The sequence below is a fragment of the Pseudoalteromonas sp. KG3 genome (assembly GCF_030436385.1).
Lineage (GTDB): Bacteria > Pseudomonadota > Gammaproteobacteria > Enterobacterales > Alteromonadaceae > Pseudoalteromonas > Pseudoalteromonas prydzensis.
Window position 1 is genome coordinate 3,795,855 of the sequence record NZ_CP098523.1, and the last position, 21,131, is coordinate 3,816,985.

Consider the following 21,131-nt stretch of genomic DNA (forward strand, 5'->3'; position numbering starts at 1 on the left):
CAGTTAGCCTCCATCTTTTGCAGTTTGGATAAGGAGCGAAATTAACGACTCTAAGTTGGCTTGAGCAGCATAAAAATCAAACTGGTCAAAAAGCTCAATGATATCGTCAATATCGCTTTGATAATTGAGCGGAGCGTGCGTTTTAATTGTTGTTAATAGCTCATCATTCAATTCTGCATTTTCAGCATGTTGATGTAATTGCTCGCATAGCGTTTTAAATTCAGTTATTGAAATCAGCTGCGTTTTTTGTTCGTTATCTTCAAGTGTAGCTGGTTTACAGGCTAAGGTGTTTTCGCGCAGTAATACGTTTACGCTGCTCAGCTCTGTCTGCAGTTGTGCAATAATTTCAGCTTGTTGTTGCGCTGATGGTGCTTTTTCTAGCGCAGAGAATAATTTCATCATGGTGGGCAGACCTAAATTACCTGTTAGCCCTTTTAACGTATGCAGGCTACTTTGTGGATCACTCAATGCATTAACTCCGCCGCTAAAAAGGGTATCACAGAGTATTTTCTGCTCATCAACAAAGCGTTGTATTTGCGTTAACTGCTTACATTTACTCCCCCAAAGTTGGCTGCCTTTTTTGAAATCAATGTGTTTTGCTTTGGGATCACTTTGTTCAATTAGTACTGCTTTTTTTAGCCCGAGGCCAAGCACTTGCGATATTTCTTGATTGAGTTGATTAATATCAACAGGCTTATTTGCAAAGCCATTCATCCTATCACCATATCCTAAGGTTGTGAACGTAACCACGCTAAAATAAAAGCTATTTAGTAGCGCTGATAAATTATCGCTCAATGATGCCGCAGTATTTAGTTGCATTAGCTGCCCTGCATCCATCACCCAAAAATAAAATAGCACAGGGCACAACAGATGATTAATGACAGGCTAAAGCGGATCACGTTTTCAGGTTTTTCGCCGTAGCCACATAACATATCAAAGCAAAAGCCTGAGCCCATGTCTGTTTCTTGGCAATTGTGGCCATCAGGAGAGGTATAGCTACAACAAGGCTTATCAGGCATCTTTGACGTCGCTTTATTTAATTCTACTTAGTTATAGATTAGCAGTTATTTTGCAGGGTAATATAGCCACCTATTAATTTGTTTAATAACTGCTGGCCAGTTGCAAGAGTTAGGTTTGTTTGAATATACATTAAAACGTAGTCGTCGCCGCAAAACTGTGGCTATCAAAGTGCAACAACAAAGTGTCACTGTTTATGCGCCAGTAGGGGTCGCTAAACAGGAACTTGAAGGTTGGTTATTGAGTAAAAGTGACTGGATAACAGCACAAATTCAGAAGCAAAGTCAGTTACTCGATACTCGTCAATATCCTTTAAAAGATAATAGTATTCTCGTTTTTGCACAGCCAATGGCGCTACTCTATGGAACTAACTCACGCTGTGAATGGCGTCAAGTTAAAAATCAGCCACAGCCAACGCTGCAGTTAAACTTGTCTGGGCGGGTTAAACATAAGCAAGCTATGTATCAAAGCTTACTTGAAGAGTTTCTACATGAGCAACTTGAAAGTTATATCGAAATGCGAGTGAACGAGTATTGTATAAAAATGGCTGAGGCGTTACCGAGCAGTATTCGTATCCATATTTATAAACGTCGTTGGGGCAGTTGTAATCGACGCCGAGAGCTGACTTTTAATTTATTACTTGCCAGCGCACCACCGACTATTATCGATTATGTCATTGTGCATGAACTTGCCCACTTAAAGTATTTAAATCATAGTACGGCGTTTTGGCAGCGAGTCAGTGAGTTTTATCCTGAGTATAAGCAAGCAACAAAATGGCTAAAGGAGCAGGGTGCAAGTTTGTCTTGGGTGGTTGAGTAAAGTTAGCAAGGGTAAAGTTAGCGAGAGTAAAGCTAGAAGGAAAAGTGGTGGAGGGAGCTGGATTCGAACCAGCGAAGGCTGAGCCGTCAGATTTACAGTCTGATCCCTTTGGCCGCTCGGGAACCCCTCCACACTAATTTTGTTACATTTGGCCCCACTTAACTGAGCGATAGAAAAGTGGTGGAGGGAGCTGGATTCGAACCAGCGAAGGCTGAGCCGTCAGATTTACAGTCTGATCCCTTTGGCCGCTCGGGAACCCCTCCAATGCAACGGCGCTGATAATAGCAAAGTGAGTATTTAAGTAAAGAAAAAAGCTAAAGAAATATCAAATAAAGCCGATAAATATCCATTACCTACTTTAATCGGCTAAAGTCTATGCAAATCGATGATTTGTTAATCACAGAGAGTCAACTAAACAATCGTCTTGCTAAAAGTGTGAGTGAATCACGCCGTGGTGAGTTTGCATTGTTATTAGCCATGCTTTCTCATGATGCGCTCGATTTTAGTCAGTTTCATTTACCGAAAACGCCATTTGATACTCATGGGGCGAGCCAAAATGAAACGCAATTACGTGAACAGTTAGGCGCAGGTCCTGAACAAGCACTCGCGCCTGCGCAGTTTGATATATTGATTGGGCAATATAATGCACAACGTTTACAGCAAGGGGGTATGGCAGATATACGTTTACGTTCATGCCTCAAACCTGAGCCATTAGTGATCCGTAATGATGACAAGCATATCCGACTTATTGTGATCGATAATTGTGAACCGGTCGTGCGTAAGCGCCATTTAAATAAAGAAACTCAATTAGATCACCCGCAAATGGATGCCGCTGCATTCTACGATAGTTTGAATAATGCTGACCTTCATCAACCCTTGCACCTAGCACAAGCATGATGTTAGGCTGCTGAAGTTATCGGCAAGACGACTTTATTTGCTTTACTGTAAAAAAAGCATCCAAAAACTAAATGCAATTGCTATAATGGCTGCAAATGGTGTTGCCAATTTATTTGGTATTTATGCCATCATCATTAAATCAAGGTAATTAGGAACGTAATGAAGAAAACATTCACGCTGAATCATGAGAAAATCAAATACCCTCGCATGGTAGATGCTGCAAAGCATGAAGTAAAAAAGTATTTGAAAAGAGAGCGTAACAAAACATTGCCAATAGATGCTGATTACTGGGCATTTGATTGTAAATTTGGTAACACAGCTGAAGATGCGCAAGTTGTGCATGTAGCTGAAATCACTAATTCAATTAGCGAGATTGAAAAGCAAGGCTTAGAGTCTTTCTATGTTGAAATCATTGCTCGACCTGCACAACGTCAAGTGCAAGACTTTGATGATGAAGTGTAAAAGTAATTGATTTGATGAAAAAACGGGCTGCTTAGCCCGTTTTTTTGTGCCTGCAGTTATTGTTTGAAATCTTATCCAAAGTAGCCAATTAACGCACTGTCTCGGTGCGAGAGCAACAATTATCTTCTGTAAATAACTTTAATTTATTGATTTTTAATTAAAAATAAACTTGGTTCTGTAATTGCTTTGGATCCTAACAACGTAGTTAGGAGATTCAATTATGGCCAGAATGAGTTACATCAGTAGCGTTGAGCGTTACCAAGAATATCAACCCGTGATCCATGAATTACTTGATTCAATTTTAGCAAGCCTTGCTGATGGTATTAAAAAGCAACAAGACAACCGGCATTTAGTAAATCAATATCCATTTTTGGAACTGCAATACTGTTTAGATAGAAACGGTGTGCAGCTGGGTAATAATGTCTGTTTTAAACGCCAATATATGAAAACCTTAAATAATCGTGGTGATGCACAAGATTTAAGTGAACGGCCTTATTTTCAAGATATTCAAAAGCAATCTCAGACTCGTTTTACTGCGCCATATATTTCGATTGCCACTAATCATTTATGTATATCGGCTGTCAAAGCACTCAATGATTCCCATGGTGAGCAAGCTTACTTAGTGATTGATGTATGCTTGACCCAATTAATTGAGTTTATCATGGGCGATTGCACTCGCGCGACTATGACGCCATTTTTCAAAGTAGGCTATGGCATTATTGTTAGCTGCTTATTTTGCTTGGTGTTATTTTTACTTTATCGGGTGTTTGGCGACATTTACAGTTTGTTATTTAAAACCTCGTTAGCCGAAGATCCACTCGAGCCTTTTAGTATCATTATTTTTATTACTTTAGCGCTGGCTATTTTCGACTTGGGTAAGACCATTCTTGAAGAAGAAATTTTGATGCATAAAGACATCTTTAGGCACAGCTCAACACGTAGAACTATAACGCGGTTTATTTCGACAATTTTGATTGCAGTATCTATAGAAGCTTTACTGACTATGTTTAAAGCAGCGCTTGGTCAATCTCAGTATTTATTACCGGCTATTTATATGATGCTGGCAGTAGTCGGATTATTAATTGCGTTGGCGATTTATGTGTATTTAGGCGCCAAAGCGGAGACTTTGTTGCTGAGTAGTCAGCGGCATAGGAAAAATACCTAAGTAATTTAATAATGGCTTGAACCTTCAAGCCATTATTGTATGAGGTGTTTATGGGCGTTCTTGTTGGCGTTTCTTCTTAAAGTCTGAATCAGTTTGCCATGCCGGCCAATCACCGTTATTCGCCAGTTTTGTGGCTATATCAACAATTAGCTCAATATCTTGTTTAACCCCGCCAAGGGACCACTGTGGGGAATAGTCATCCGCTTCTTTATGGTATTTGTGGGCGATATAGTCAGGATCAGTATCGCCTAAGCTCATAAACAATAAACTTGGCACACCTTGTTTTGCTAATGAGAAGTGGTCTGAGCGAAAAAATAGGCCATTCTGCGGACGTGGATCCATTTTAACATGGCGCCCTTGTGCTTTGGCCGCATCAGCAAGGTAGTTTTCCATTTCTGACATGCCTTTACCGTACTGCAGAATGTAATCAACACCATCTAGTACGTTCATCCCATCGATGTTGAGTAATGCGACCATTTGTTTGGTTGGCACTATGTCACCAGTGGCAAATTGCTGTGAACCTATCAAGCCGGTTTCTTCTGCGGTGAAGTTGGCAAAAATGATTGAGCGTTTAAATGGGGTTTGCTGATGTATTTTACTAAGAATTCGCGCAATCTCTACGGTGGCAGCACTGCCAGAGGCGTTATCAACTGCACCGTTATATATCTTTACACCGTCATCCGTTTGCTTAGTGCCAAAATGATCCCAGTGCGCGCCAATCACAATATATTCGTCAGGCTGCTCGCTACCAGTTAGCTGCGCGACCACATTATGAGATTGCGCTTGTGATATCTCAGAGTTAAGTGTCAGGTTGGCTTTAGCGTTTAATGGTGTTGCTTTAAAATCTGGGCTCAGCGCTTTGGCCTTTTCTGTTTGATAATCAAGCCCTGCTTGGGCAAAAATGTCATTTGCCGCTTGCTCATCGATCCAGCCCATCACTGGAATATCAGAGGCATTTTTTTCATCATCTATAAGCGTATATTTACTGCCAGTATTCGAGCTTTCAACCACGCCCCAGGGGTAAGCGGCAGGCGCTGTTTCATGGACTATTAATACGGCTTTTGCACCTTGGCGCGCGCCTTCTTCGTATTTATAAGTCCAGCGGCCATAGTAGGTCATGGCATTACCGGTAAATAGGCTTTCGTCTTGGGTCGCAAAACCAGGATCATTGACAAGCACGACGATAGTTTTACCTGTTACATCGATATCTGCAAAATCATTCCACTGGTATTCAGGGGCGTTAATCCCATAACCGACAAATACCACCTCTGAGTCGCTGACATTAATTGTTTCATTAATTTGCTGAGTGCGGGCGGTAAAATCTGTTCCTGCATTAAAGCTTAAATCGCCAATTTTTAATGTCATGTTTTGATCAGGAGTCAACTTTGCCATAGTTACTGGCTGTAAAAATTCACTTTTGTAAGCGCCGGTTAACCCTAGTTTTTTGTATTCATCTGCAAGGTAATTAATGGTTAACGTTTCACCTTCAGTTAAAGGGCCGCGGCCTAAAAACTGATCAGACGCTAAAGTTTCAATTAGTTGATGGACGTTTTTAAGATCAACCGCGGGTTGGCTATCAGTTTGTTGGCCGTTATTTTCTGGCGCAGGCTCAGAGCAGCCAAACAAGGTGAGTAATACCGTTGCAGTTATTACCTTGGAGAGTGTTGTTGTCATTTGGAATCTTTTAGTTATTTGCTATCAGACTGATACCCTACCACTTATTAAAAACCAAGAGTAGAGCTGAATAATACCAATCGGCTTAAATATTTAACTATTCTAGCGTGCTAAATAAAGCGCTAACTGCGTTATAAATTTCTCAAGTGGAAAACTACATGTCGAAATTTATGCCTTGTTATCACTCTATTTATCTGTCGCTATAAATGGCTAATAACTTAACATGATTGGTATAGATACAAAAAAACCAGCTTAAAATGCTGGTTTTTACATGAGTGTACCGCACGATTAAGCGTCTGCTAATTTTACGCGTATCTTACTTTTATCAACACTGGTTTGATTTAATGCGGTGATTGCAGTTTTTGCTTCCGCCTCATCTGGCATTTCAACAAACGCAAAGCCTTTTGATTGGCCCGTTTCTTTGTCTAATACTAAATTACAATTAGTAACTTTACCGTGAGCGCTAAATAATGTGCGAATATCGTGTTCGCTGGTGGTTCGTGCTAAATTTCTGACTAATAGTTTCATTATGAACTCTATTTAAAAATGACGAGGGTGATTGTCTCAAGTAATCTTGCTATGACCTAATGATTAATTACAAACCAGTGAAATAAAGCGTAATAAAGATGGATATGAGCACCGCACTTATTTTTTAAGTGCGGCCAGTAATCAATTAAGCGCGAGTGTAAAAAACTGGTGTGGGCAGATAAATAGCTGTTATCATTTTAAATGATGACAAAATTAAAATTTTTAATACGTTATGGATAAGCACATGCAAATAGACACAGATAAAATAGACGATGCTGCATTAGCACTGATGTATTTAACCTTGCACGACAATTGCCGTGCTTGGAAACAGATTGATTGGGATATTACCAATCGATTACATGACAAAGGCTTAATCGACAACCCCATCGGCAAAGCTAAGTCAGTTGGACTGACGGAAGAAGGCCTAAAACAAGCCGAGCTATTGTTTGAGAAGTTGTTTACGAAATAGTTGCTGTTAATCTGGGTAACACACTTTAGAGTCTAATATATACAGGCTGTCGCGATGTAAAATCGCTGCTACAAGTGGTGGATCAGCGTAGGCTCGGGTTTACTCCGCGCATTTAATAGTAAGGGTATACCTATGAAAAGTTCGCATGCAAATTTTTCAGCGACAATTGCAGATTTAAAACAAGATCCAGCTGGACTGATAAAAAATGCGAATGATTTAGCTATTGCTATTTTAAACGACAATCAGCTTGTCGCTTATTTAGTCTCAGCATCAGCGTATGAAAGGTTGGTTGATGAAATTGATGATTACGAATTAGCAAAGATTGTTGCAAGGCGGAGAGAAAAGGTTTCAACCGCAGTTGAAGTAAATATTGATGACTTATAAGCTCAAATTTTTACCTGCATCACAAAAAGAAACTCATAGAATGACTAGAAAATCCTCATGTACCGGCATCGAAACTAAGAGGTTTTGATAGCCTATATAAAATAAAATTGCGCACAGCAGGCCACAGGCTTGCCTATGAAGTGATTGATGATGAAGTTGTAGTATATGTACTCGCTATCGGCAAACGAGATAAAGATGCAGTGAATAAAAAGTTGATGAAACGCAGTTAATAAATACCGTAAGGGTGATTATGAAAAGTGTATTCATATTTTACCTTTGCAAATAACGCGATGCGCTTGGCTAAATAGGTATTGCAAATTATTAGTGGGTACAGGACTTTCAGTTAAGCTCAAAGCCCATCTAAGTGAAAAATCAACAGTTAACCTGCGTTATTTTGCAGATGAAACCCATGACACTGTTGCTGCATTAAGTTGGTATTATGGACTTAAGAGTTACTAAAAAATAAGTTGTTGGGCTTTGTTACACTCAACCCAAGCTACGAATAAACTCGCTTACCGCTTACCGCTTACCGCTTACGACTTATAGCAATCCCCACAACCCCCATTAACACCACTACAATCCAAACAGGCAAATTCCCATATTGACTATAGATGCTGTCGCCTTGAATGAGTTTGACGTTGACTTTCAAGGTATCGGCTGCAAATTGTGGCATGCTAACTTGAATTTGGCTGATTGGGTCGTATACGCCACTAATGCCGTTGTTGGTCACACGAATAAGCGGGCGTTGCAATTCAAGGGCGCGCATTCGGGCTATTTGCATATGCTGGTGAGGGCCGTGGGAAGCACCAAACCAGGCATCGTTACTGACGGTAAATAAAATATCTGAATTATGGCGATAATTACCACGTACTAAATCAGCAAACGCAATTTCGTAGCAAATGGCCGGTAAGATATTTAAGCCATTAGCACGTAAGTTATTTTGAACTTGGTCGCCTCGAGAAAACGATGACATAGGTAAATCAAATAACGGAGCGATAGGGCGCAATATATCTTCAAACGGCACAAATTCACCAATCGGCAGTAATTGGTGCTTTTGGTAACGATTTTTACCTAGGTATTGATAATGGCCATGTTCGTCGTCGCGCTCTTTATTACCAAGTACAATCAAGGTGTTGAAAATTGCTTTAGTGTCGCGTTGATAGTCAACAATACCAGTAATGAGGGCGGTGTTGTTAAATGAGGCGGCGCTATCTAAGCCTGCTAAATAACTATCTGCAAGGGCTTCTATTTCAGGAACTGCGGCTTCTGGCCAAACGATTAAGTCTGCATCCCAATGCGGGCGAGTCATGTCTTGGTACTTACTCATTGTGGTCCAAAATTCACTCGGGTCAAAACGCAGATGCTGTTTGATATTGCCTTGTACCAGTAAGGTGCTAATGGTTTTATCACTGTAGCTGTTATTACGCGTATAGTGTGTAATAGCCAATAGTAAAGCGATGCTCAGCATCGTGGCTACTGTGGCTTTAAAGTTCCTTGTAAACAGCAGGCGGTAGAGCGCAAAGCCAATAGCGATACAAATAAGGGTTAAGCCAAATTCACCAATCACGGGGGCGAGTAGGTTAAGCGGGCTATCGGTTTGAGTATAACCAAAGCTTAGCCAAGGGAAGCCTGTCATTACCACGCCACGTAAATACTCAGTAACAGCAAAGCCACAAAGTAATAATAAACCATAGCTATTAGGGCCACTGGCAAAGCGTGTGGCAAACATAAAGGCTAAAGTAGGGTAAATGGCTAGATAAGCGCATAACAACACCATCAGTAGTACTGAAGCGATTAACGGCATGCCGCCGAAGGTGGCAATGGATACATGCACCCAGCTGATCCCAGCGCCAAACCAGCCAAGGCCAAAAATGAAGCCGTATTTAGCGGCGCGCTTACTCGCTTTTTTACCGTACTGTAATTCAGGTTCAGTCGTGTGAGTTGTGTAGATTGCCAGCGCTAAGCAGGCAAAAGTGAGGGGCCAAACCTCAAAAGGAGCATAGCTTAAAGTTAAAAGAAGGCCCGCAACCAGTGCGAGCCATGCTTTTTTATCTTTAGCTAAATGCAGGCAGTTAGTCAGTATTGTCTTCACTGTCGTTATCATCAGCCTTTGGCACGGTAACTTGTAATTGCAATAATCGACGATTATCAGCATTGGTTACCTTAAATTGAAAGCCATCAATCTCAATAAGCTCACCACGACCTGGCATGTGCCCAAAGGCATGAAGCACGGTACCGCCGATGGTATCAGCGTCTTGCGTGCTGTAGCCGGTTTTAAAATATTCGTTAAAATCATCAACCGGTGTCAGTGCTTGTACAATAAACACGTGTTTTGCAAGTTGACGAATATCTAGTTGATCTTCTTCGTCGTGTTCATCTTCAATTTCACCAACGATGAGCTCAAGAATATCTTCTATTGTTACTAAACCAGATACGCCACCGTATTCGTCAATAACTAGCGCCATATGATAGCGTTGTTGGCGAAACTCATTAAGCAGCGTATCCACACGCTTACTTTCTGGTACAACAACCGCTGGACGTAAGTAATCACGTAATGATGGCAGTAGCTCATCTTTGTTCAGAATCAGTGGTAGTAGATCTTTTGCTAGTAGAATGCCTTCTATGTGGTCTTTATCTTCACATACCACTGGAAACCGTGAATGCGTAGAATCGACCATCATTGGAATGACTTCTTCCAACGGTGCGTCAACTTCGAGTGTGATCATTTGTGAGCGCGGGATCATAATATCTCGCACTTTTAATTCTGACACACCGAGCACACCTTCGATCATCTCTTTGGTTTCAGGATCTATAACATCCCGAACTTGCGCATCGGCAATTACTTCAGCCAGCTCTTCTCTATTCTGGGGTTCCCCTTGCAACATTTGGGTAATTCTACCCAACCAGGTCTTGCCAGAAGAACCCTGGCTAGTCTGCGAGTTATCGTCGCTCATTGCGTCTATTTGCTCCGTAAATTTAAATATCGTCCCGATATGGGTCTGCTATGCCTAATTCGGCAAGCAATTGCTTTTCAATGCTTTCCATCTCTTTCGCATCTTCATCCTTTATATGGTCAAATCCAAGTAAATGCAAGCATCCGTGGATCACCATATGGGCAAAGTGGTCATGAAATGACTTTTCTTGCTCTATTGACTCAGCTAATACAATGGCCGGGCATATCACTAAATCGCCAACCAAAGGCAGCTCTATTCCTGCTGGCGCTTCAAATTCAAACGACAACACATTCGTTGGTTTATTTTTACCACGGTAGTCATTATTAAGTTGTTGGCTTTGCTCTTCGTCAGCAATCACGATACTCAACTCTGATTCATCACGATATTGACTCAGCGCTTTGTTAGCCCACAACGCAAATTGTTCTAGGCTAGGTAAGTTGTCAAACTCACAGGCTATTTGTAAATCTAATTCAGTGTTCACGGTATTACTCTTTAGTAGCAGGTTGTGCTTGCTCTTGATTTGCGAGCAAGTCTTTAGCGCGCTGTTTTTCGGCGCGTTTTTGTCGCTCAGCTTCGTCGTTGCGCTCATACGCTTCAACAATACGAGCTACCACAGGGTGGCGTACCACGTCTTGTGATTGGAAAAAGTTAAAGCTTATTTCGTCTACCTCACTAAGCACTTCAATAGCGTGACGAAGCCCTGAGCGCGCACCACGAGGTAAATCAACTTGCGTTATATCACCGGTGATCACTGCTTTTGAATTAAAGCCAATCCGGGTTAAGAACATTTTCATTTGTTCAACTGTGGTATTTTGGCTTTCATCTAAAATAATAAAGGCGTCGTTAAGTGTACGACCACGCATAAAGGCCAGTGGCGCAACTTCAATAACATTTTGCTCCATTAATTTTTCCACTTTTTCAAAGCCGAGCATTTCAAACAATGCATCGTATAATGGGCGCAAATATGGGTCGATTTTTTGACTTAAATCGCCGGGTAAAAAACCAAGCTTTTCGCCGGCTTCAACCGCAGGTCGGGTCAATAGAATACGACGGATTTCTTGGCGTTCTAAAGCGTCAACAGCGGCGGCAACAGCTAGATAAGTTTTACCTGTGCCAGCAGGACCAATTCCAAAGGTGATGTCGTGGCGAAAGATATTCGAGACATAATGACCTTGGTTATCGTTGCGTGGCTTGATAACCCCACGACGGGTTTTGATCATCACTTCTTTGCCATACTCGTTCAGTTCATCTTGTTCTAATGCTGATGATTCACTGATTGCTAAATGAACGGTATTTGCTTCAATTTCGGTAATAACACCACGGACCGGCTGCGTTTCGACATATAAGTCTTTGAGAATTTCCATCGCGGCAAATGCGCTGGTGGTTTTTCCGGTGATTTTAAAGTAGTTATCGCGATGAGTAATTTCAACACCTAAACGGCGTTCAATGTGTTTGATATTTTCGTCAAACGGACCACATAAAGAGGAAAGACGTTTGTTGTCGGAGGGTTCTAAATAAATCTCTAATTTCTTTAATTGATTACTCAAAATTGCTTCCTGTTTTGATGTGCCAGCCAAGGCTGGCACAGTAAATTTCGCCTACGGAACGAAAGTCGTAACACCTAATTCATTTGGTGTTGCTTGCGGCTCTGGCTTTGCTGCTTTACTTAAAATATCAGCAGGAGCAACTTCGCGGCGTAAGTTCATTTCTGATTCTGTACGAATTAAGTCACCACGTAAAGAGTTTGGCAGTGCTTCAGTGATACGTACATCAACAAACTGACCGATCACAGTGTGCGGGCCAATAAAATTAACTACGCGGTTGTTTTCAGTACGACCGCGTAATTCCATCGGATTCTTCTTCGATGGCCCTTCAACTAAAATACGTTGCTCTGTATCAAACATTTGGCGACTGATCTGTTGCGCCATTTGGGTAATACGATTTTGTAACAGGTATAAACGCTCTTTCTTTTCTTGCTCGCTCACATCATCAGGCAAATCAGCTGCGGGTGTACCAGGGCGTGCGCTGTAGATAAAGCTAAAGCTCATATCAAAACCAATATCATTGATAAGGTTCATGGTGGCTTCAAAGTCAGCGGTACTTTCACCAGGGAAGCCGATGATAAAGTCTGATGACATACTTAAATTAGGACGAATTTTACGTAACTTACGAATTGTTGACTTGTACTCAATCGCAGTATGGCCACGTTTCATTAAGTTAAGAATACGGTCCGAACCACTTTGTACTGGTAAATGTAAATGATCGACAAGTTCAGGCACATCAGCGTATGCGTCAATGATGTCTGGTGTAAATTCTACCGGGTGCGAGGTGGTATAACGTATACGGTCGATACCATCAATAGCCGCTACATAACGAATTAAGTCTGAGAAGTAACAAATTTCACCATCATGGGTTTCGCCACGATAAGCATTTACGTTTTGACCTAATAAGTTTACTTCGCGGACACCTTGCTCAGCTAACTGGGCAATCTCTAATAATACATCATCAAGCGGGCGGCTTACTTCTTCACCTCGGGTATAAGGGACTACGCAGAATGTACAGTACTTAGAGCAGCCTTCCATGATTGAAACGAATGCAGACGGGCCATCGGCTTTTGGCTCTGGTAAACGGTCAAACTTTTCAATCTCAGGGAAAGAAATATCAACCACAGAGCTGCCTTTGTTACCTTGCACTTGTTTGATCATCTCAGGTAAGCGGTGCAGAGTTTGCGGGCCAAAAATTACGTCTACAAAAGGTGCGCGTTGGCGAATTGAATCACCTTCTTGTGAGGCTACACAACCACCAACACCAATGATTAGATCGGGTTTATCATCTTTAAGTAGCTTCCAACGACCTAGTTGGTGGAAAACTTTTTCCTGCGCTTTTTCGCGAATTGAACAGGTATTGAGTAGGATTACATCTGCATCCCCAGCTTCATCAGTTAACTGGTAGCCGTTGGTTGCATCGAGAAGATCAGCCATTTTCTGAGAGTCGTATTCATTCATCTGACAACCCCAGGTTTTAATATGCAGCTTTTTACTCATTGAAATATAGCCTCGTTTTCAATTCGGTAGTGGCACGATTGTGCGCTAAACAGGATAAGTGGCACGTTCGCTTACTTAAAGGACGCGTATTTTAGCTGGATACCCGCTTAGATCCAAGTATAGTTTTTATGTTTGTGAATTGAAGTCAAACAAAGCGTCTTTTCTAGCGGATTAAGATGAAACTCACTCGCACTAATAAACAGAAGTACGATACAATCAAACGCACTGAAAATAGCCAGATTAGTGACGTAAAAATGATGAAAAATAAGGTTATTGTTGTCGGCGGTGGAATGGTCGGTGCAGCTACCGCAGTGAAGCTTGCAAAACAAGGATGCCAAGTAAGGGTGATTGAACAGCGTGTAATTAACGCCGCTGATGTTCTTGCTAATGACAAGGTTGATATTCGCGTATCGGCAATTAATCGCTTTTCAGAAAATTTATTAGACGAACTCGGTGCCATGGCTACTTTGCGCGCACATCGTCATGCGCCTTACCAGCAGCTCGAAGCATTCGAACGCGCAGGCGACAATCTACTATTTGATTGCCATGATATAAACACCACTCATTTAGGTCATTTAATCGAGAATAACTTAATTCAAGCAAGTCTCTGGCAGCAGTTTGCAGCGTATGATATTGAGGTGGTTGAGATCAGCCAACCGTTATCCGCAATAAAACAAGATGATCAACAAGTAACATTACATTACGCAGAACAACAGTTTTGTGCTGACTTAGTCGTTGCAGCTGATGGTGGACAATCAATGTTACGCCAAAAAGCCGGTATTGGTGTTACCGGTTGGCAGTATGGTCAGCATTGTATGGGCGTGCTTATTAAACTCGATGCTCCACAACAAGTAAAAACGTGGCAACAATTTAAGCCCACCGGCCCCGTTGCATTTTTACCTATGCAGGCACCATACGCTAATTTAATTTGGTATGACGATGGCAGCAAATTACAAAGCTTAAAAAAGTTAACCCCTCTAGAGTTAAAACAGCAAGTATTGGATAACTTCCCGCCACTAGCGGGGGATTTTGAGGTTATAGAGCACGCCGTTTTCCCTTTGGCACGCCAGCATGCAAACCGTTACTCACAAGGGCGAATAGTGCTTGTAGGCGATGCCGCGCATACTATTAACCCGCTCGCAGGGCAGGGCGTTAATCTAGGTTTTCAAGATGTTGTAGCTCTTGCTGATAAGCTCAGTAATGTTGACGATATCGGTGCTGCACAGCACCTTAAGCAATATGAAAACACTCGCCGTAAAGCTAACCTATTAATGATGAGTATGATGGATACGTGTTATTTTGGCTTTTCTAATCATGTAACACCATTACAGTGGGCGCGCAGTCGTTTTTTAAAGATGGCGAATACGTCCGGACCGGTAAAAAACTGGGTTTTAAAGTACGCGATTAGTGGTGAACTTGGTTAGTTATACAAATAACTGGAGTGGGTGAAAGCTCACTCAAATACTATTTGATTAAAGATTAAAGATTAAAGATTAAAGATTTCTGGAAGTTGGCTGGGATACCAGGATTTGAACCTGGGAATGCCAGGATCAAAACCTGGTGCCTTACCGCTTGGCGATATCCCAACTCTAAATTTGGATGAGTTTTAGTTCTAATTAAGAACATGGTGCGGAAGGAGAGACTTGAACTCTCACAACCGAAGTTACTGGAACCTAAATCCAGCGCGTCTACCAATTCCGCCACTCCCGCAGTTCTTAGAATGCAGTTAATCGTTTTGGAACCTAAATCCAGCGTCTAATTCAAGACAACTGCCAATTCCACCACTCCCGCAGTTCTTAATTCTTAGCAACATTCTTTGGTAGAAGAAGTTGGCTGGGATACCAGGATTTGAACCTGGGAATGCCAGGATCAAAACCTGGTGCCTTACCGCTTGGCGATATCCCAACAAAGAATCAGTTGATAGTTTGAGTTCTTATCAAGAACATGGTGCGGAAGGAGAGACTTGAACTCTCACAACCGAAGTTACTGGAACCTAAATCCAGCGCGTCTACCAATTCCGCCACTCCCGCATATAATTTTTATATTTTTACTCTTAACAGAGCTATTCTTTAGCAACATTCTTTGCTAGAAGAAGTTGGCTGGGATACCAGGATTTGAACCTGGGAATGCCAGGATCAAAACCTGGTGCCTTACCGCTTGGCGATATCCCAACAAAGAATCAGTTGATAATTTTAGTTCTTATCAGAACATGGTGCGGAAGGAGAGACTTGAACTCTCACATCCTAAGATACTGGAACCTAAATCCAGCGCGTCTACCAATTCCGCCACTCCCGCATCGAGCATATACAGGTATTAATGTTTTGGAACCTAAATCCAGCGCCTAATTCAAGACAACTGTCAATTCCGCCACTCCCGCATACTTTGTGTAATTAAACACTAGGTAGTTATTTTAAACTCTTCATTGAGTGCAGTTTAAACTCCTACAGAGCCACTTCAAAAGAAGTGGTGGCTAAGACGGGATTTGAACCTGTGACCCCATCATTATGAGTGATGTGCTCTAACCAGCTGAGCTACTTAGCCATTGTTGGCTGGGATACCAGGATTTGAACCTGGGAATGCCAGGATCAAAACCTGGTGCCTTACCGCTTGGCGATATCCCAACAATAAACAATTGATAATTTTAGTTCTTATCGAGAACATGGTGCGGAAGGAGAGACTTGAACTCTCACAACCGAAGTTACTGGAACCTAAATCCAGCGCGTCTACCAATTCCGCCACTCCCGCATCGAGCATGCAGGTATTAATGTTTTGGAACCTAAATCCAGCGTCTAACTCAAGACAACTGCCAATTCCGCCACTCCCGCATCGAGCATACAGGTATTAATGTTTTGGAACCTAAATCCAGCGTCAAATTCAAGACAACTGTCAATTCCGCCACTCCCGCATTTCAAATTTTGATAAATCAAAACTGAGGTAGTTATTTTAAACTCTTCATTGAGCAACAAAAAATAAATGGTGGCTAAGACGGGATTTGAACCTGTGACCCCATCATTATGAGTGATGTGCTCTAACCAGCTGAGCTACTTAGCCATCTTTTTTGTTAGCACTTCATCGCTGAGTGCGGGGCGTATTATGCTGATATGACCCAAATCCGTCAACACCTTTTTTGCAAAAAAACACGTATCGTGGTTTGTTTGCGGGAAAAATAGGCTAACAGGCTAAATTTTAATAAAAATGGTGTTTTTTTAACAGCTTTGTAGTGACTTATTTCTTTAATAGTAGTGCAAAAATAAAAAAGGCTCGTAAAAACGAGCCTTTAAAAATCACTAAATGTGATAAGTCATAGTGGCATGTTGTTAAACGTTGAACAAGAAGTTCATTACATCGCCATCTTTAACTATGTATTCTTTACCTTCTTGACGCATCTTACCTGCTTCTTTTGCGCCACTTTCGCCTTTAAAAGCGATGTAGTCATCAAAAGCGATAGTTTGCGCACGAATAAAGCCACGTTCAAAGTCAGTATGAATTTTACCAGCAGCTTGTGGCGCTGTTGCACCGACAGGAATTGTCCATGCACGTACTTCTTTTACGCCCGCAGTAAAGTAGGTTTGTAAATGCAGTAATTCATAACCACCACGGATCACAAGGTTCAAACCTGGTTCTTCTAGGCCAAGATCGGCCATAAACTCAAGTTTGTCTTCTTCATCCAGTTCAGAAAGCTCTGACTCTATCGCAGCACATACTGGCACAACAACCGCATCTTCAGCAGCGGCAATTGCACGTACGCGATCCAGATGTGGGTTATTCTCAAATCCATCTTCAGCAACGTTAGCAATATACATTGTTGGTTTGATGGTTAAGAAGTTGATAGGCGCAATCGCTGCCTTCTCTTCTTTTGTCAGTGCTAAAGAGCGTAAAGTTAAACCTTCATCAAGGTGTACTTTTACTTTTTCAAGAACAGCGTTTTGTTCTTTGGCGTCTTTATCGCCACCTTTGGCTTTTTTCGCGTTACGGAAAATTGCTTTGTCGGCGCTGTCCATATCCGCAAGTACTAATTCAGTGTTGATCACGTCGATATCATCAGCTGGGTCAATTGTGCCCGCTACGTGAATTACGTTTTCATCTTCAAAACAGCGAACTACGTGACCAATTGCATCTGTTTCACGGATGTTAGCTAAGAATTGATTACCTAGACCTTCACCTTTTGATGCACCTTTTACTAGACCTGCAATATCTACAAATTCCATACTAGTCGTTAGGATGCGTTGTGGATTAACAATTTTTGCAAGCTCGTCTAGACGAGGATCTGGCACCGGTACCACACCCGTATTTGGTTCAATGGTACAAAAAGGAAAGTTAGCGGCTTCGATACCCGCTTTGGTTAATGCATTGAAAAGTGTTGATTTACCAACATTAGGCAAACCGACGATGCCACATTTGAAACCCATAGTTAAGATACCTTGTTTAATTCCGCTTAACCGATTATGGCTTAAACGAATGTAGTCTGTTTTGTGCTTTTAACACACCGTCTTTTGCAAGTATTTCCATACAACGAACTGCTTCATCTACTGCGGCATCCATTTTTTCTTGGTCTTCCTTGGCTGCTTTTCCAAGCACCCATCCGGTGACCATTTCACGATGTCCTGGATGACCTATTCCAATACGTAAGCGCATGAAATCTTTTTGATTTGCCATTTTTACGATAATGTCTTTTAAACCATTATGGCCACCGTGTCCGCCACCTTTTTTTAATTTGGCAACACCGGGTTCTAAATCCATTTCGTCATGGGCAACTAAAATGCTCTCAACAGGGATTTTGAAAAAGTTGGCTAAACTACCGACCGCTTTACCACTTAAATTCATATAAGTTGTCGGGATCAGTAATTTGAATTCTTGACCTTGGATGATCACTTTACCAGTAAGGCCATGATACTTAGGATCGTGTTTTAGCGTACAGTTGTAGCGTGCAGCGAGTTGCTCGATGAACCAAGCACCTGCATTGTGGCGTGTGTTTGCGTATTCGGGGCCTGGATTAGCCAGGCCCACAAGCATTTGAATAGAATTCAAGGTGCAAACCTTAAAAATTATTCTGCAGCTTCGTCTTCAACTGGCGCAGCTTTGTTAGCTTTGATAGTTACGATAGACTGGTCGTGATCAGCACCTTTCGCTAAATCAACAGAAGAAACACCTGCAGGAAGTTTAACGTCAGAGATGTGGATTGAATCACCAGCAACTAGGCCAGATACGTTAACTTCAACGAATTCAGGAAGTGACTTAGGAAGACACGTGATTTCGATTTCTGTTAATTGGTGAACAACAGTGTTACCAGCTTTAGTTACTACGTCTTCACCGATGAAGTGAACTGGCACTTTAGTGTGAAGTTTGTGAGCAGCATCTACACGTTGGAAATCAAGGTGAGTGATTTTAGGCTTGAACGGGTGACGTTGGATATCTTTAAGGATAGCTTCAACTTTTTCACCAGCGATATTAAGAGTAAGAATGTGAGTGTAAAAACCTTCACTTTCTTGTGCTTTGATCATATCTTTGTGTTCAAAAGTAAGTGATGCAGCTTCTTTGTCAGCACCGTAAAGGATCGCAGGGATTTTATCTTCACGACGTAGGCGGCGGCTCGCACCTGTACCTGTTGCTGTGCGTAATTCTGCATTGAATGTATAAGTTTCGTTAGACATGATGTCTCCAATAAATAAATAGTGTAGGGCCTTTGCGACCAAGGTCCCTAGCCAAAAGGCGCGCTATCATACCACTCCCACTGTACAAAAGAAACACGACATATAAAAAAAGCGCCACAGAGGCGCTTTAATTCAATCAGGGGGTTTGTAACTAAATAGTTTTAGTGTTCAAACATCGCTGAAATAGATTCTTCGTTGCTAATACGGCGAATTGTTTCCGCTAGCATGTCTGCAAGTGTTAACACTTTAATTTTATCAATTGCTTTTAATTCAGCAGACAGTGGAATTGAGTCAGTGACAATCACTTCATCAATTACTGAGTTACGAATGTTTTCTACCGCTTTACCAGAAAGTACAGGGTGAGTTGCGTATGCAAATACACGCTTAGCGCCATGTTCTTTAAGTGCTTCAGCTGCTTTACATAAAGTACCGCCAGTGTCGATCATATCATCAACGATGATACAGTCACGGCCTTCAACATCACCAATAATATGCATTACTTGAGAAACATTCGCTTGTGGGCGACGTTTATCAATGATGGCAAGATCGGTATCGTTTAATAATTTAGCAATAGCACGGGCACGTACTACACCGCCGATATCTGGTGATACAACAACAACATCATCAAACTGACGCTCTTTCATATCTTCAAGTAGCACAGGGCTACCGAATACGTTATCAACTGGTACATCAAAGAAGCCTTGGATTTGCTCAGCGTGTAAATCAACCGTAAGAACACGGTCAACACCAACACTTGAGAGGAAATCTGCAACGACTTTAGCTGTGATTGGTACACGGGCAGAACGCACTCGGCGGTCTTGACGTGCATAACCAAAGTAAGGAATGACGGCTGTTATACGACCTGCAGATGCACGACGTAAGGCATCAACCATAACGATTAGCTCCATTAAGTTATCGTTAGTAGGGGCACAGGTTGATTGCACAATAAAAACGTCCGAGCCACGAACATTTTCATTAATTTGAACACTGATCTCACCGTCGCTAAAACGGCCAACAACAGCATCGCCAACTTCAATATATAAACGTTTTGCAACTTTTTGAGCTAACTCAGGTGTTGCGTTACCAGCGAAGAGCTTCATGTCAGGCACGGTAGGGTTCCTCAGGCACTGAATTTCTGGACTAATAAGCGATACATAAAGTATAGCTTATTAACTTAAACTTTATTTACTTGTACGTTACTTCATTGCTTAAATGAATAGCGTTCAACTGCGTATGGGCAGGAGAGATATTAACGCTGCTGGCAATAAAACCGTCCCAGCTATCGGGGAGATTTTCAAGAACATGTTGCGCTTCTTTTTGCGTGGCAAATTCAACAAAACAACATGAACCTGTGCCAGTCATCTTAGACGGAGCGTATTTTAGCAACCACTGGAGGGTCTTTTCAACCTCAGGGCAGAGCTTTTTAACTAAAGGCTCACAATCGTTGCCTAATGTGTGCTGTTGCCAGTTGCCATTTAGCTTCGGTGTATCGCGTTTTAAATCGGGGTGAGTAAAAATTTTTGCAGTGCTGACATGTTCACTTGGATGCACGACACAATACCACTTTTGCGGCAGCTCAACATCGACCAACTTCTCGCCAATGCCTTGCGCTAGGGCGCTTTTGCCGTTAATGAATACAGGCACATCAGCACCAAGTTGCACACCAAGTTGTGCTAATTCTTGTAAGGATAATTGACAGCGCCATAATTTATTCAGTGCTAAAAGTGTACTTGCGGCATCGGAAGAGCCACCGCCAACACCGCCTCCCATGGGCAATATTTTAGTTAAATTTATTTTTGCACCAAAAACTGAATTACAGTGCTTTTGTAATAAAACAGCCGCTTTATAGATCAAATTATCTTTAAGTGGAATAGCAAAGGTGTCGCCAGTGACTTCAATCGCAGTCGTTTCAGTTAAAGTAAAAGTGAGTTGATCGCCGTAATTTAAAAATGTAAATAAGGTTTCGAGTTCATGATAGCCATCTTCACGACGACCATTTATATGTAAAAATAAATTTAGTTTTGCTGGAGCTAATAACGAAAAAGAAGTCATAGTGTGATTAGTCAT

General features: G+C 41.7%; 22 protein-coding genes, 12 tRNA genes and 1 pseudogene. 9 read left to right on the forward strand and 26 right to left on the reverse strand.

The genetic code is table 11. The annotated features are described in order from the left end of the window. Nucleotides 1-3: 3 nt before the first annotated feature. Both NDQ71_RS17790 and NDQ71_RS17795 read right to left on the reverse strand, forming a co-directional pair. Nucleotides 4-819 carry a potassium channel family protein gene (locus NDQ71_RS17790; RefSeq protein WP_192542219.1) on the reverse strand — a complete coding sequence of 272 codons (816 nt, stop codon included), beginning with the start codon at nt 817-819 and terminating at the stop codon, nt 4-6. Between the two features lie 17 nt (nt 820-836). Beyond that, nucleotides 837-1,019 carry a hypothetical protein gene (locus NDQ71_RS17795; protein ID WP_192542221.1) on the reverse strand — a complete coding sequence of 61 codons (183 nt, stop codon included), beginning with the start codon at nt 1,017-1,019 and terminating at the stop codon, nt 837-839. Nucleotides 1,020-1,134: 115 nt separating this feature from the next. Here NDQ71_RS17795 and NDQ71_RS17800 point away from each other — a divergent pair, with 115 nt between their 5' ends. After that, on the forward strand, nt 1,135-1,836 hold the full coding sequence (locus NDQ71_RS17800) for a M48 family metallopeptidase (protein ID WP_225736671.1): 702 nt from the start codon (nt 1,135-1,137) through the stop codon (nt 1,834-1,836). 45 nt (nt 1,837-1,881) lie between these two features. On the opposite strand, the gene NDQ71_RS17805 is transcribed toward NDQ71_RS17800, so the two are convergent. Then, nucleotides 1,882-1,966 (reverse strand) — tRNA-Tyr (locus NDQ71_RS17805). 48 nt (nt 1,967-2,014) lie between these two features. Then, nucleotides 2,015-2,099: transfer RNA gene (locus tag NDQ71_RS17810), tRNA-Tyr, on the reverse strand. A gap of 112 nt (nt 2,100-2,211) precedes the next feature. Here NDQ71_RS17810 and NDQ71_RS17815 point away from each other — a divergent pair. The 3 genes from NDQ71_RS17815 to NDQ71_RS17825 all read left to right on the forward strand — a co-directional run bounded on the left by NDQ71_RS17815 (nt 2,212) and on the right by NDQ71_RS17825 (nt 4,360). Beyond that, entirely contained in the window at nt 2,212-2,733 is a 522-nt protein-coding gene (locus NDQ71_RS17815) for a VC2046/SO_2500 family protein (RefSeq protein ID WP_301561958.1), read from the forward strand. Nucleotides 2,734-2,892: 159 nt separating this feature from the next. After that, nucleotides 2,893-3,195 carry a DUF6172 family protein gene (locus NDQ71_RS17820; protein WP_064668088.1) on the forward strand — a complete coding sequence of 101 codons (303 nt, stop codon included), beginning with the start codon at nt 2,893-2,895 and terminating at the stop codon, nt 3,193-3,195. A gap of 220 nt (nt 3,196-3,415) precedes the next feature. Then, entirely contained in the window at nt 3,416-4,360 is a 945-nt protein-coding gene (locus tag NDQ71_RS17825; RefSeq protein WP_192542969.1) for a general glycosylation pathway protein, read from the forward strand. A 48-nt stretch (nt 4,361-4,408) separates the two neighbouring features. On the opposite strand, the gene NDQ71_RS17830 is transcribed toward NDQ71_RS17825, so the two are convergent. Together NDQ71_RS17830 and NDQ71_RS17835 are read right to left on the reverse strand one after the other, a co-directional pair. Further along, nucleotides 4,409-6,034: a M28 family metallopeptidase gene (locus NDQ71_RS17830; protein ID WP_192542968.1), complete on the reverse strand. Its 1,626-nt coding sequence runs from the start codon at nt 6,032-6,034 to the stop codon at nt 4,409-4,411. 288 nt (nt 6,035-6,322) lie between these two features. Continuing rightward, complete coding sequence (locus NDQ71_RS17835) at nt 6,323-6,562, reverse strand: RNA recognition motif containing protein (RefSeq protein WP_064668085.1); 240 nt, start codon at nt 6,560-6,562, stop codon at nt 6,323-6,325. Nucleotides 6,563-6,806: 244 nt separating this feature from the next. Here NDQ71_RS17835 and NDQ71_RS17840 point away from each other — a divergent pair, with 244 nt between their 5' ends. From NDQ71_RS17840 to NDQ71_RS17855, 4 genes and pseudogenes are all read left to right on the forward strand, one after another. Next, nucleotides 6,807-7,031 carry a DUF6429 family protein gene (locus NDQ71_RS17840; RefSeq protein WP_064668084.1) on the forward strand — a complete coding sequence of 75 codons (225 nt, stop codon included), beginning with the start codon at nt 6,807-6,809 and terminating at the stop codon, nt 7,029-7,031. Between the two features lie 132 nt (nt 7,032-7,163). Continuing rightward, nucleotides 7,164-7,415 carry a type II toxin-antitoxin system Phd/YefM family antitoxin gene (locus NDQ71_RS17845; RefSeq protein WP_064668083.1) on the forward strand — a complete coding sequence of 84 codons (252 nt, stop codon included), beginning with the start codon at nt 7,164-7,166 and terminating at the stop codon, nt 7,413-7,415. After that, nucleotides 7,405-7,645: pseudogene (locus NDQ71_RS17850) on the forward strand (type II toxin-antitoxin system RelE/ParE family toxin). The gene NDQ71_RS17845 and the pseudogene NDQ71_RS17850 overlap by 11 nt, the downstream one beginning before the upstream one ends. A 94-nt stretch (nt 7,646-7,739) precedes the next feature. Continuing rightward, nucleotides 7,740-7,874, forward strand: coding sequence for a hypothetical protein (locus NDQ71_RS17855; protein WP_263973453.1), 135 nt, complete (start codon nt 7,740-7,742; stop codon nt 7,872-7,874). A 67-nt stretch (nt 7,875-7,941) separates the two neighbouring features. Here NDQ71_RS17855 and lnt read toward each other — a convergent pair whose 3' ends face one another. Genes lnt through miaB form a run of 5 tightly spaced genes read right to left on the reverse strand, consistent with a single transcriptional unit; the run spans nt 7,942 to nt 13,413 of the window. Next, nucleotides 7,942-9,507, reverse strand: a complete 1,566-nt coding sequence (lnt, locus tag NDQ71_RS17860) for an apolipoprotein N-acyltransferase (protein WP_192542967.1) — start codon at nt 9,505-9,507, stop codon at nt 7,942-7,944. Next, complete coding sequence (gene corC, locus NDQ71_RS17865) at nt 9,488-10,369, reverse strand: CNNM family magnesium/cobalt transport protein CorC (RefSeq protein ID WP_064668081.1); 882 nt, start codon at nt 10,367-10,369, stop codon at nt 9,488-9,490. Before corC ends, lnt begins: the two co-directional genes overlap by 20 nt. Before the next feature lie 22 nt (nt 10,370-10,391). Further along, nucleotides 10,392-10,850, reverse strand: coding sequence for an rRNA maturation RNase YbeY (gene ybeY, locus NDQ71_RS17870; RefSeq protein ID WP_064668080.1), 459 nt, complete (start codon nt 10,848-10,850; stop codon nt 10,392-10,394). A gap of 4 nt (nt 10,851-10,854) precedes the next feature. Then, on the reverse strand, nt 10,855-11,916 hold the full coding sequence (locus NDQ71_RS17875) for a PhoH family protein (RefSeq protein WP_192542966.1): 1,062 nt from the start codon (nt 11,914-11,916) through the stop codon (nt 10,855-10,857). 51 nt (nt 11,917-11,967) lie between these two features. Then, nucleotides 11,968-13,413, reverse strand: coding sequence for a tRNA (N6-isopentenyl adenosine(37)-C2)-methylthiotransferase MiaB (gene miaB, locus NDQ71_RS17880; RefSeq protein ID WP_192542965.1), 1,446 nt, complete (start codon nt 13,411-13,413; stop codon nt 11,968-11,970). 176 nt (nt 13,414-13,589) lie between these two features. On the opposite strand from miaB, the gene NDQ71_RS17885 reads away from it, so the two are divergent. Continuing rightward, nucleotides 13,590-14,837 (forward strand): FAD-dependent oxidoreductase, encoded by a 1,248-nt coding sequence (locus NDQ71_RS17885; protein ID WP_347177785.1) that lies wholly within the window; start codon nt 13,590-13,592, stop codon nt 14,835-14,837. A gap of 87 nt (nt 14,838-14,924) precedes the next feature. On the opposite strand, the gene NDQ71_RS17890 is transcribed toward NDQ71_RS17885, so the two are convergent. The 15 genes from NDQ71_RS17890 to ispE all read right to left on the reverse strand — a co-directional run bounded on the left by NDQ71_RS17890 (nt 14,925) and on the right by ispE (nt 21,131). Then, a tRNA-Gln gene (locus NDQ71_RS17890) sits at nt 14,925-14,999 on the reverse strand. A 39-nt stretch (nt 15,000-15,038) separates the two neighbouring features. Then, nucleotides 15,039-15,123 (reverse strand) — tRNA-Leu (locus NDQ71_RS17895). Between the two features lie 120 nt (nt 15,124-15,243). Beyond that, nucleotides 15,244-15,318: transfer RNA gene (locus NDQ71_RS17900), tRNA-Gln, on the reverse strand. 40 nt (nt 15,319-15,358) lie between these two features. After that, nucleotides 15,359-15,443 (reverse strand) — tRNA-Leu (locus NDQ71_RS17905). 66 nt (nt 15,444-15,509) lie between these two features. After that, nucleotides 15,510-15,584 (reverse strand) — tRNA-Gln (locus NDQ71_RS17910). Nucleotides 15,585-15,623: 39 nt separating this feature from the next. Further along, nucleotides 15,624-15,708, reverse strand: a tRNA-Leu gene (locus tag NDQ71_RS17915). A 169-nt stretch (nt 15,709-15,877) separates the two neighbouring features. Then, a tRNA-Met gene (locus tag NDQ71_RS17920) sits at nt 15,878-15,954 on the reverse strand. A 5-nt stretch (nt 15,955-15,959) separates the two neighbouring features. Then, nucleotides 15,960-16,034, reverse strand: a tRNA-Gln gene (locus tag NDQ71_RS17925). A gap of 39 nt (nt 16,035-16,073) precedes the next feature. Beyond that, nucleotides 16,074-16,158 (reverse strand) — tRNA-Leu (locus NDQ71_RS17930). 229 nt (nt 16,159-16,387) lie between these two features. Then, a tRNA-Met gene (locus tag NDQ71_RS17935) sits at nt 16,388-16,464 on the reverse strand. 266 nt (nt 16,465-16,730) lie between these two features. After that, nucleotides 16,731-17,822, reverse strand: a complete 1,092-nt coding sequence (gene ychF / locus NDQ71_RS17940; protein ID WP_064668078.1) for a redox-regulated ATPase YchF — start codon at nt 17,820-17,822, stop codon at nt 16,731-16,733. Nucleotides 17,823-17,856: 34 nt separating this feature from the next. Beyond that, nucleotides 17,857-18,441, reverse strand: a complete 585-nt coding sequence (pth, locus tag NDQ71_RS17945; RefSeq protein WP_192542238.1) for an aminoacyl-tRNA hydrolase — start codon at nt 18,439-18,441, stop codon at nt 17,857-17,859. A 17-nt stretch (nt 18,442-18,458) separates the two neighbouring features. Then, entirely contained in the window at nt 18,459-19,064 is a 606-nt protein-coding gene (locus tag NDQ71_RS17950; RefSeq protein ID WP_064668076.1) for a 50S ribosomal protein L25/general stress protein Ctc, read from the reverse strand. 161 nt (nt 19,065-19,225) lie between these two features. Further along, nucleotides 19,226-20,173: a ribose-phosphate pyrophosphokinase gene (locus NDQ71_RS17955; protein ID WP_064668075.1), complete on the reverse strand. Its 948-nt coding sequence runs from the start codon at nt 20,171-20,173 to the stop codon at nt 19,226-19,228. Between the two features lie 76 nt (nt 20,174-20,249). Beyond that, nucleotides 20,250-21,131 (reverse strand): 4-(cytidine 5'-diphospho)-2-C-methyl-D-erythritol kinase, encoded by an 882-nt coding sequence (ispE, locus tag NDQ71_RS17960; protein ID WP_225736673.1) that lies wholly within the window; start codon nt 21,129-21,131, stop codon nt 20,250-20,252.

Bases quoted from the DNA above. Each gene is read 5' to 3' on its own strand.
- NDQ71_RS17885 (WP_347177785.1), top strand. From the start codon at position 13,590: ATGAAACTCACTCGCACTAATAAACAGAAGTACGATACAATCAAACGC.
- NDQ71_RS17825 (WP_192542969.1), top strand. From the start codon at position 3,416: ATGGCCAGAATGAGTTACATCAGTAGCGTTGAGCGTTACCAAGAATAT.
- miaB (WP_192542965.1), bottom strand. From the start codon at position 13,413: ATGAGTAAAAAGCTGCATATTAAAACCTGGGGTTGTCAGATGAATGAA.
- NDQ71_RS17830 (WP_192542968.1), bottom strand. From the start codon at position 6,034: ATGACAACAACACTCTCCAAGGTAATAACTGCAACGGTATTACTCACC.
- NDQ71_RS17950 (WP_064668076.1), bottom strand. From the start codon at position 19,064: ATGTCTAACGAAACTTATACATTCAATGCAGAATTACGCACAGCAACA.
- NDQ71_RS17790 (WP_192542219.1), bottom strand. From the start codon at position 819: ATGCAACTAAATACTGCGGCATCATTGAGCGATAATTTATCAGCGCTA.
- NDQ71_RS17815 (WP_301561958.1), top strand. From the start codon at position 2,212: ATGCAAATCGATGATTTGTTAATCACAGAGAGTCAACTAAACAATCGT.
- ispE (WP_225736673.1), bottom strand. From the start codon at position 21,131: ATGACTAATCACACTATGACTTCTTTTTCGTTATTAGCTCCAGCAAAA.
- NDQ71_RS17835 (WP_064668085.1), bottom strand. From the start codon at position 6,562: ATGAAACTATTAGTCAGAAATTTAGCACGAACCACCAGCGAACACGAT.
- ychF (WP_064668078.1), bottom strand. From the start codon at position 17,822: ATGGGTTTCAAATGTGGCATCGTCGGTTTGCCTAATGTTGGTAAATCA.
- NDQ71_RS17820 (WP_064668088.1), top strand. From the start codon at position 2,893: ATGAAGAAAACATTCACGCTGAATCATGAGAAAATCAAATACCCTCGC.
- NDQ71_RS17795 (WP_192542221.1), bottom strand. From the start codon at position 1,019: ATGCCTGATAAGCCTTGTTGTAGCTATACCTCTCCTGATGGCCACAAT.
- corC (WP_064668081.1), bottom strand. From the start codon at position 10,369: ATGAGCGACGATAACTCGCAGACTAGCCAGGGTTCTTCTGGCAAGACC.
- NDQ71_RS17845 (WP_064668083.1), top strand. From the start codon at position 7,164: ATGAAAAGTTCGCATGCAAATTTTTCAGCGACAATTGCAGATTTAAAA.
- NDQ71_RS17840 (WP_064668084.1), top strand. From the start codon at position 6,807: ATGCAAATAGACACAGATAAAATAGACGATGCTGCATTAGCACTGATG.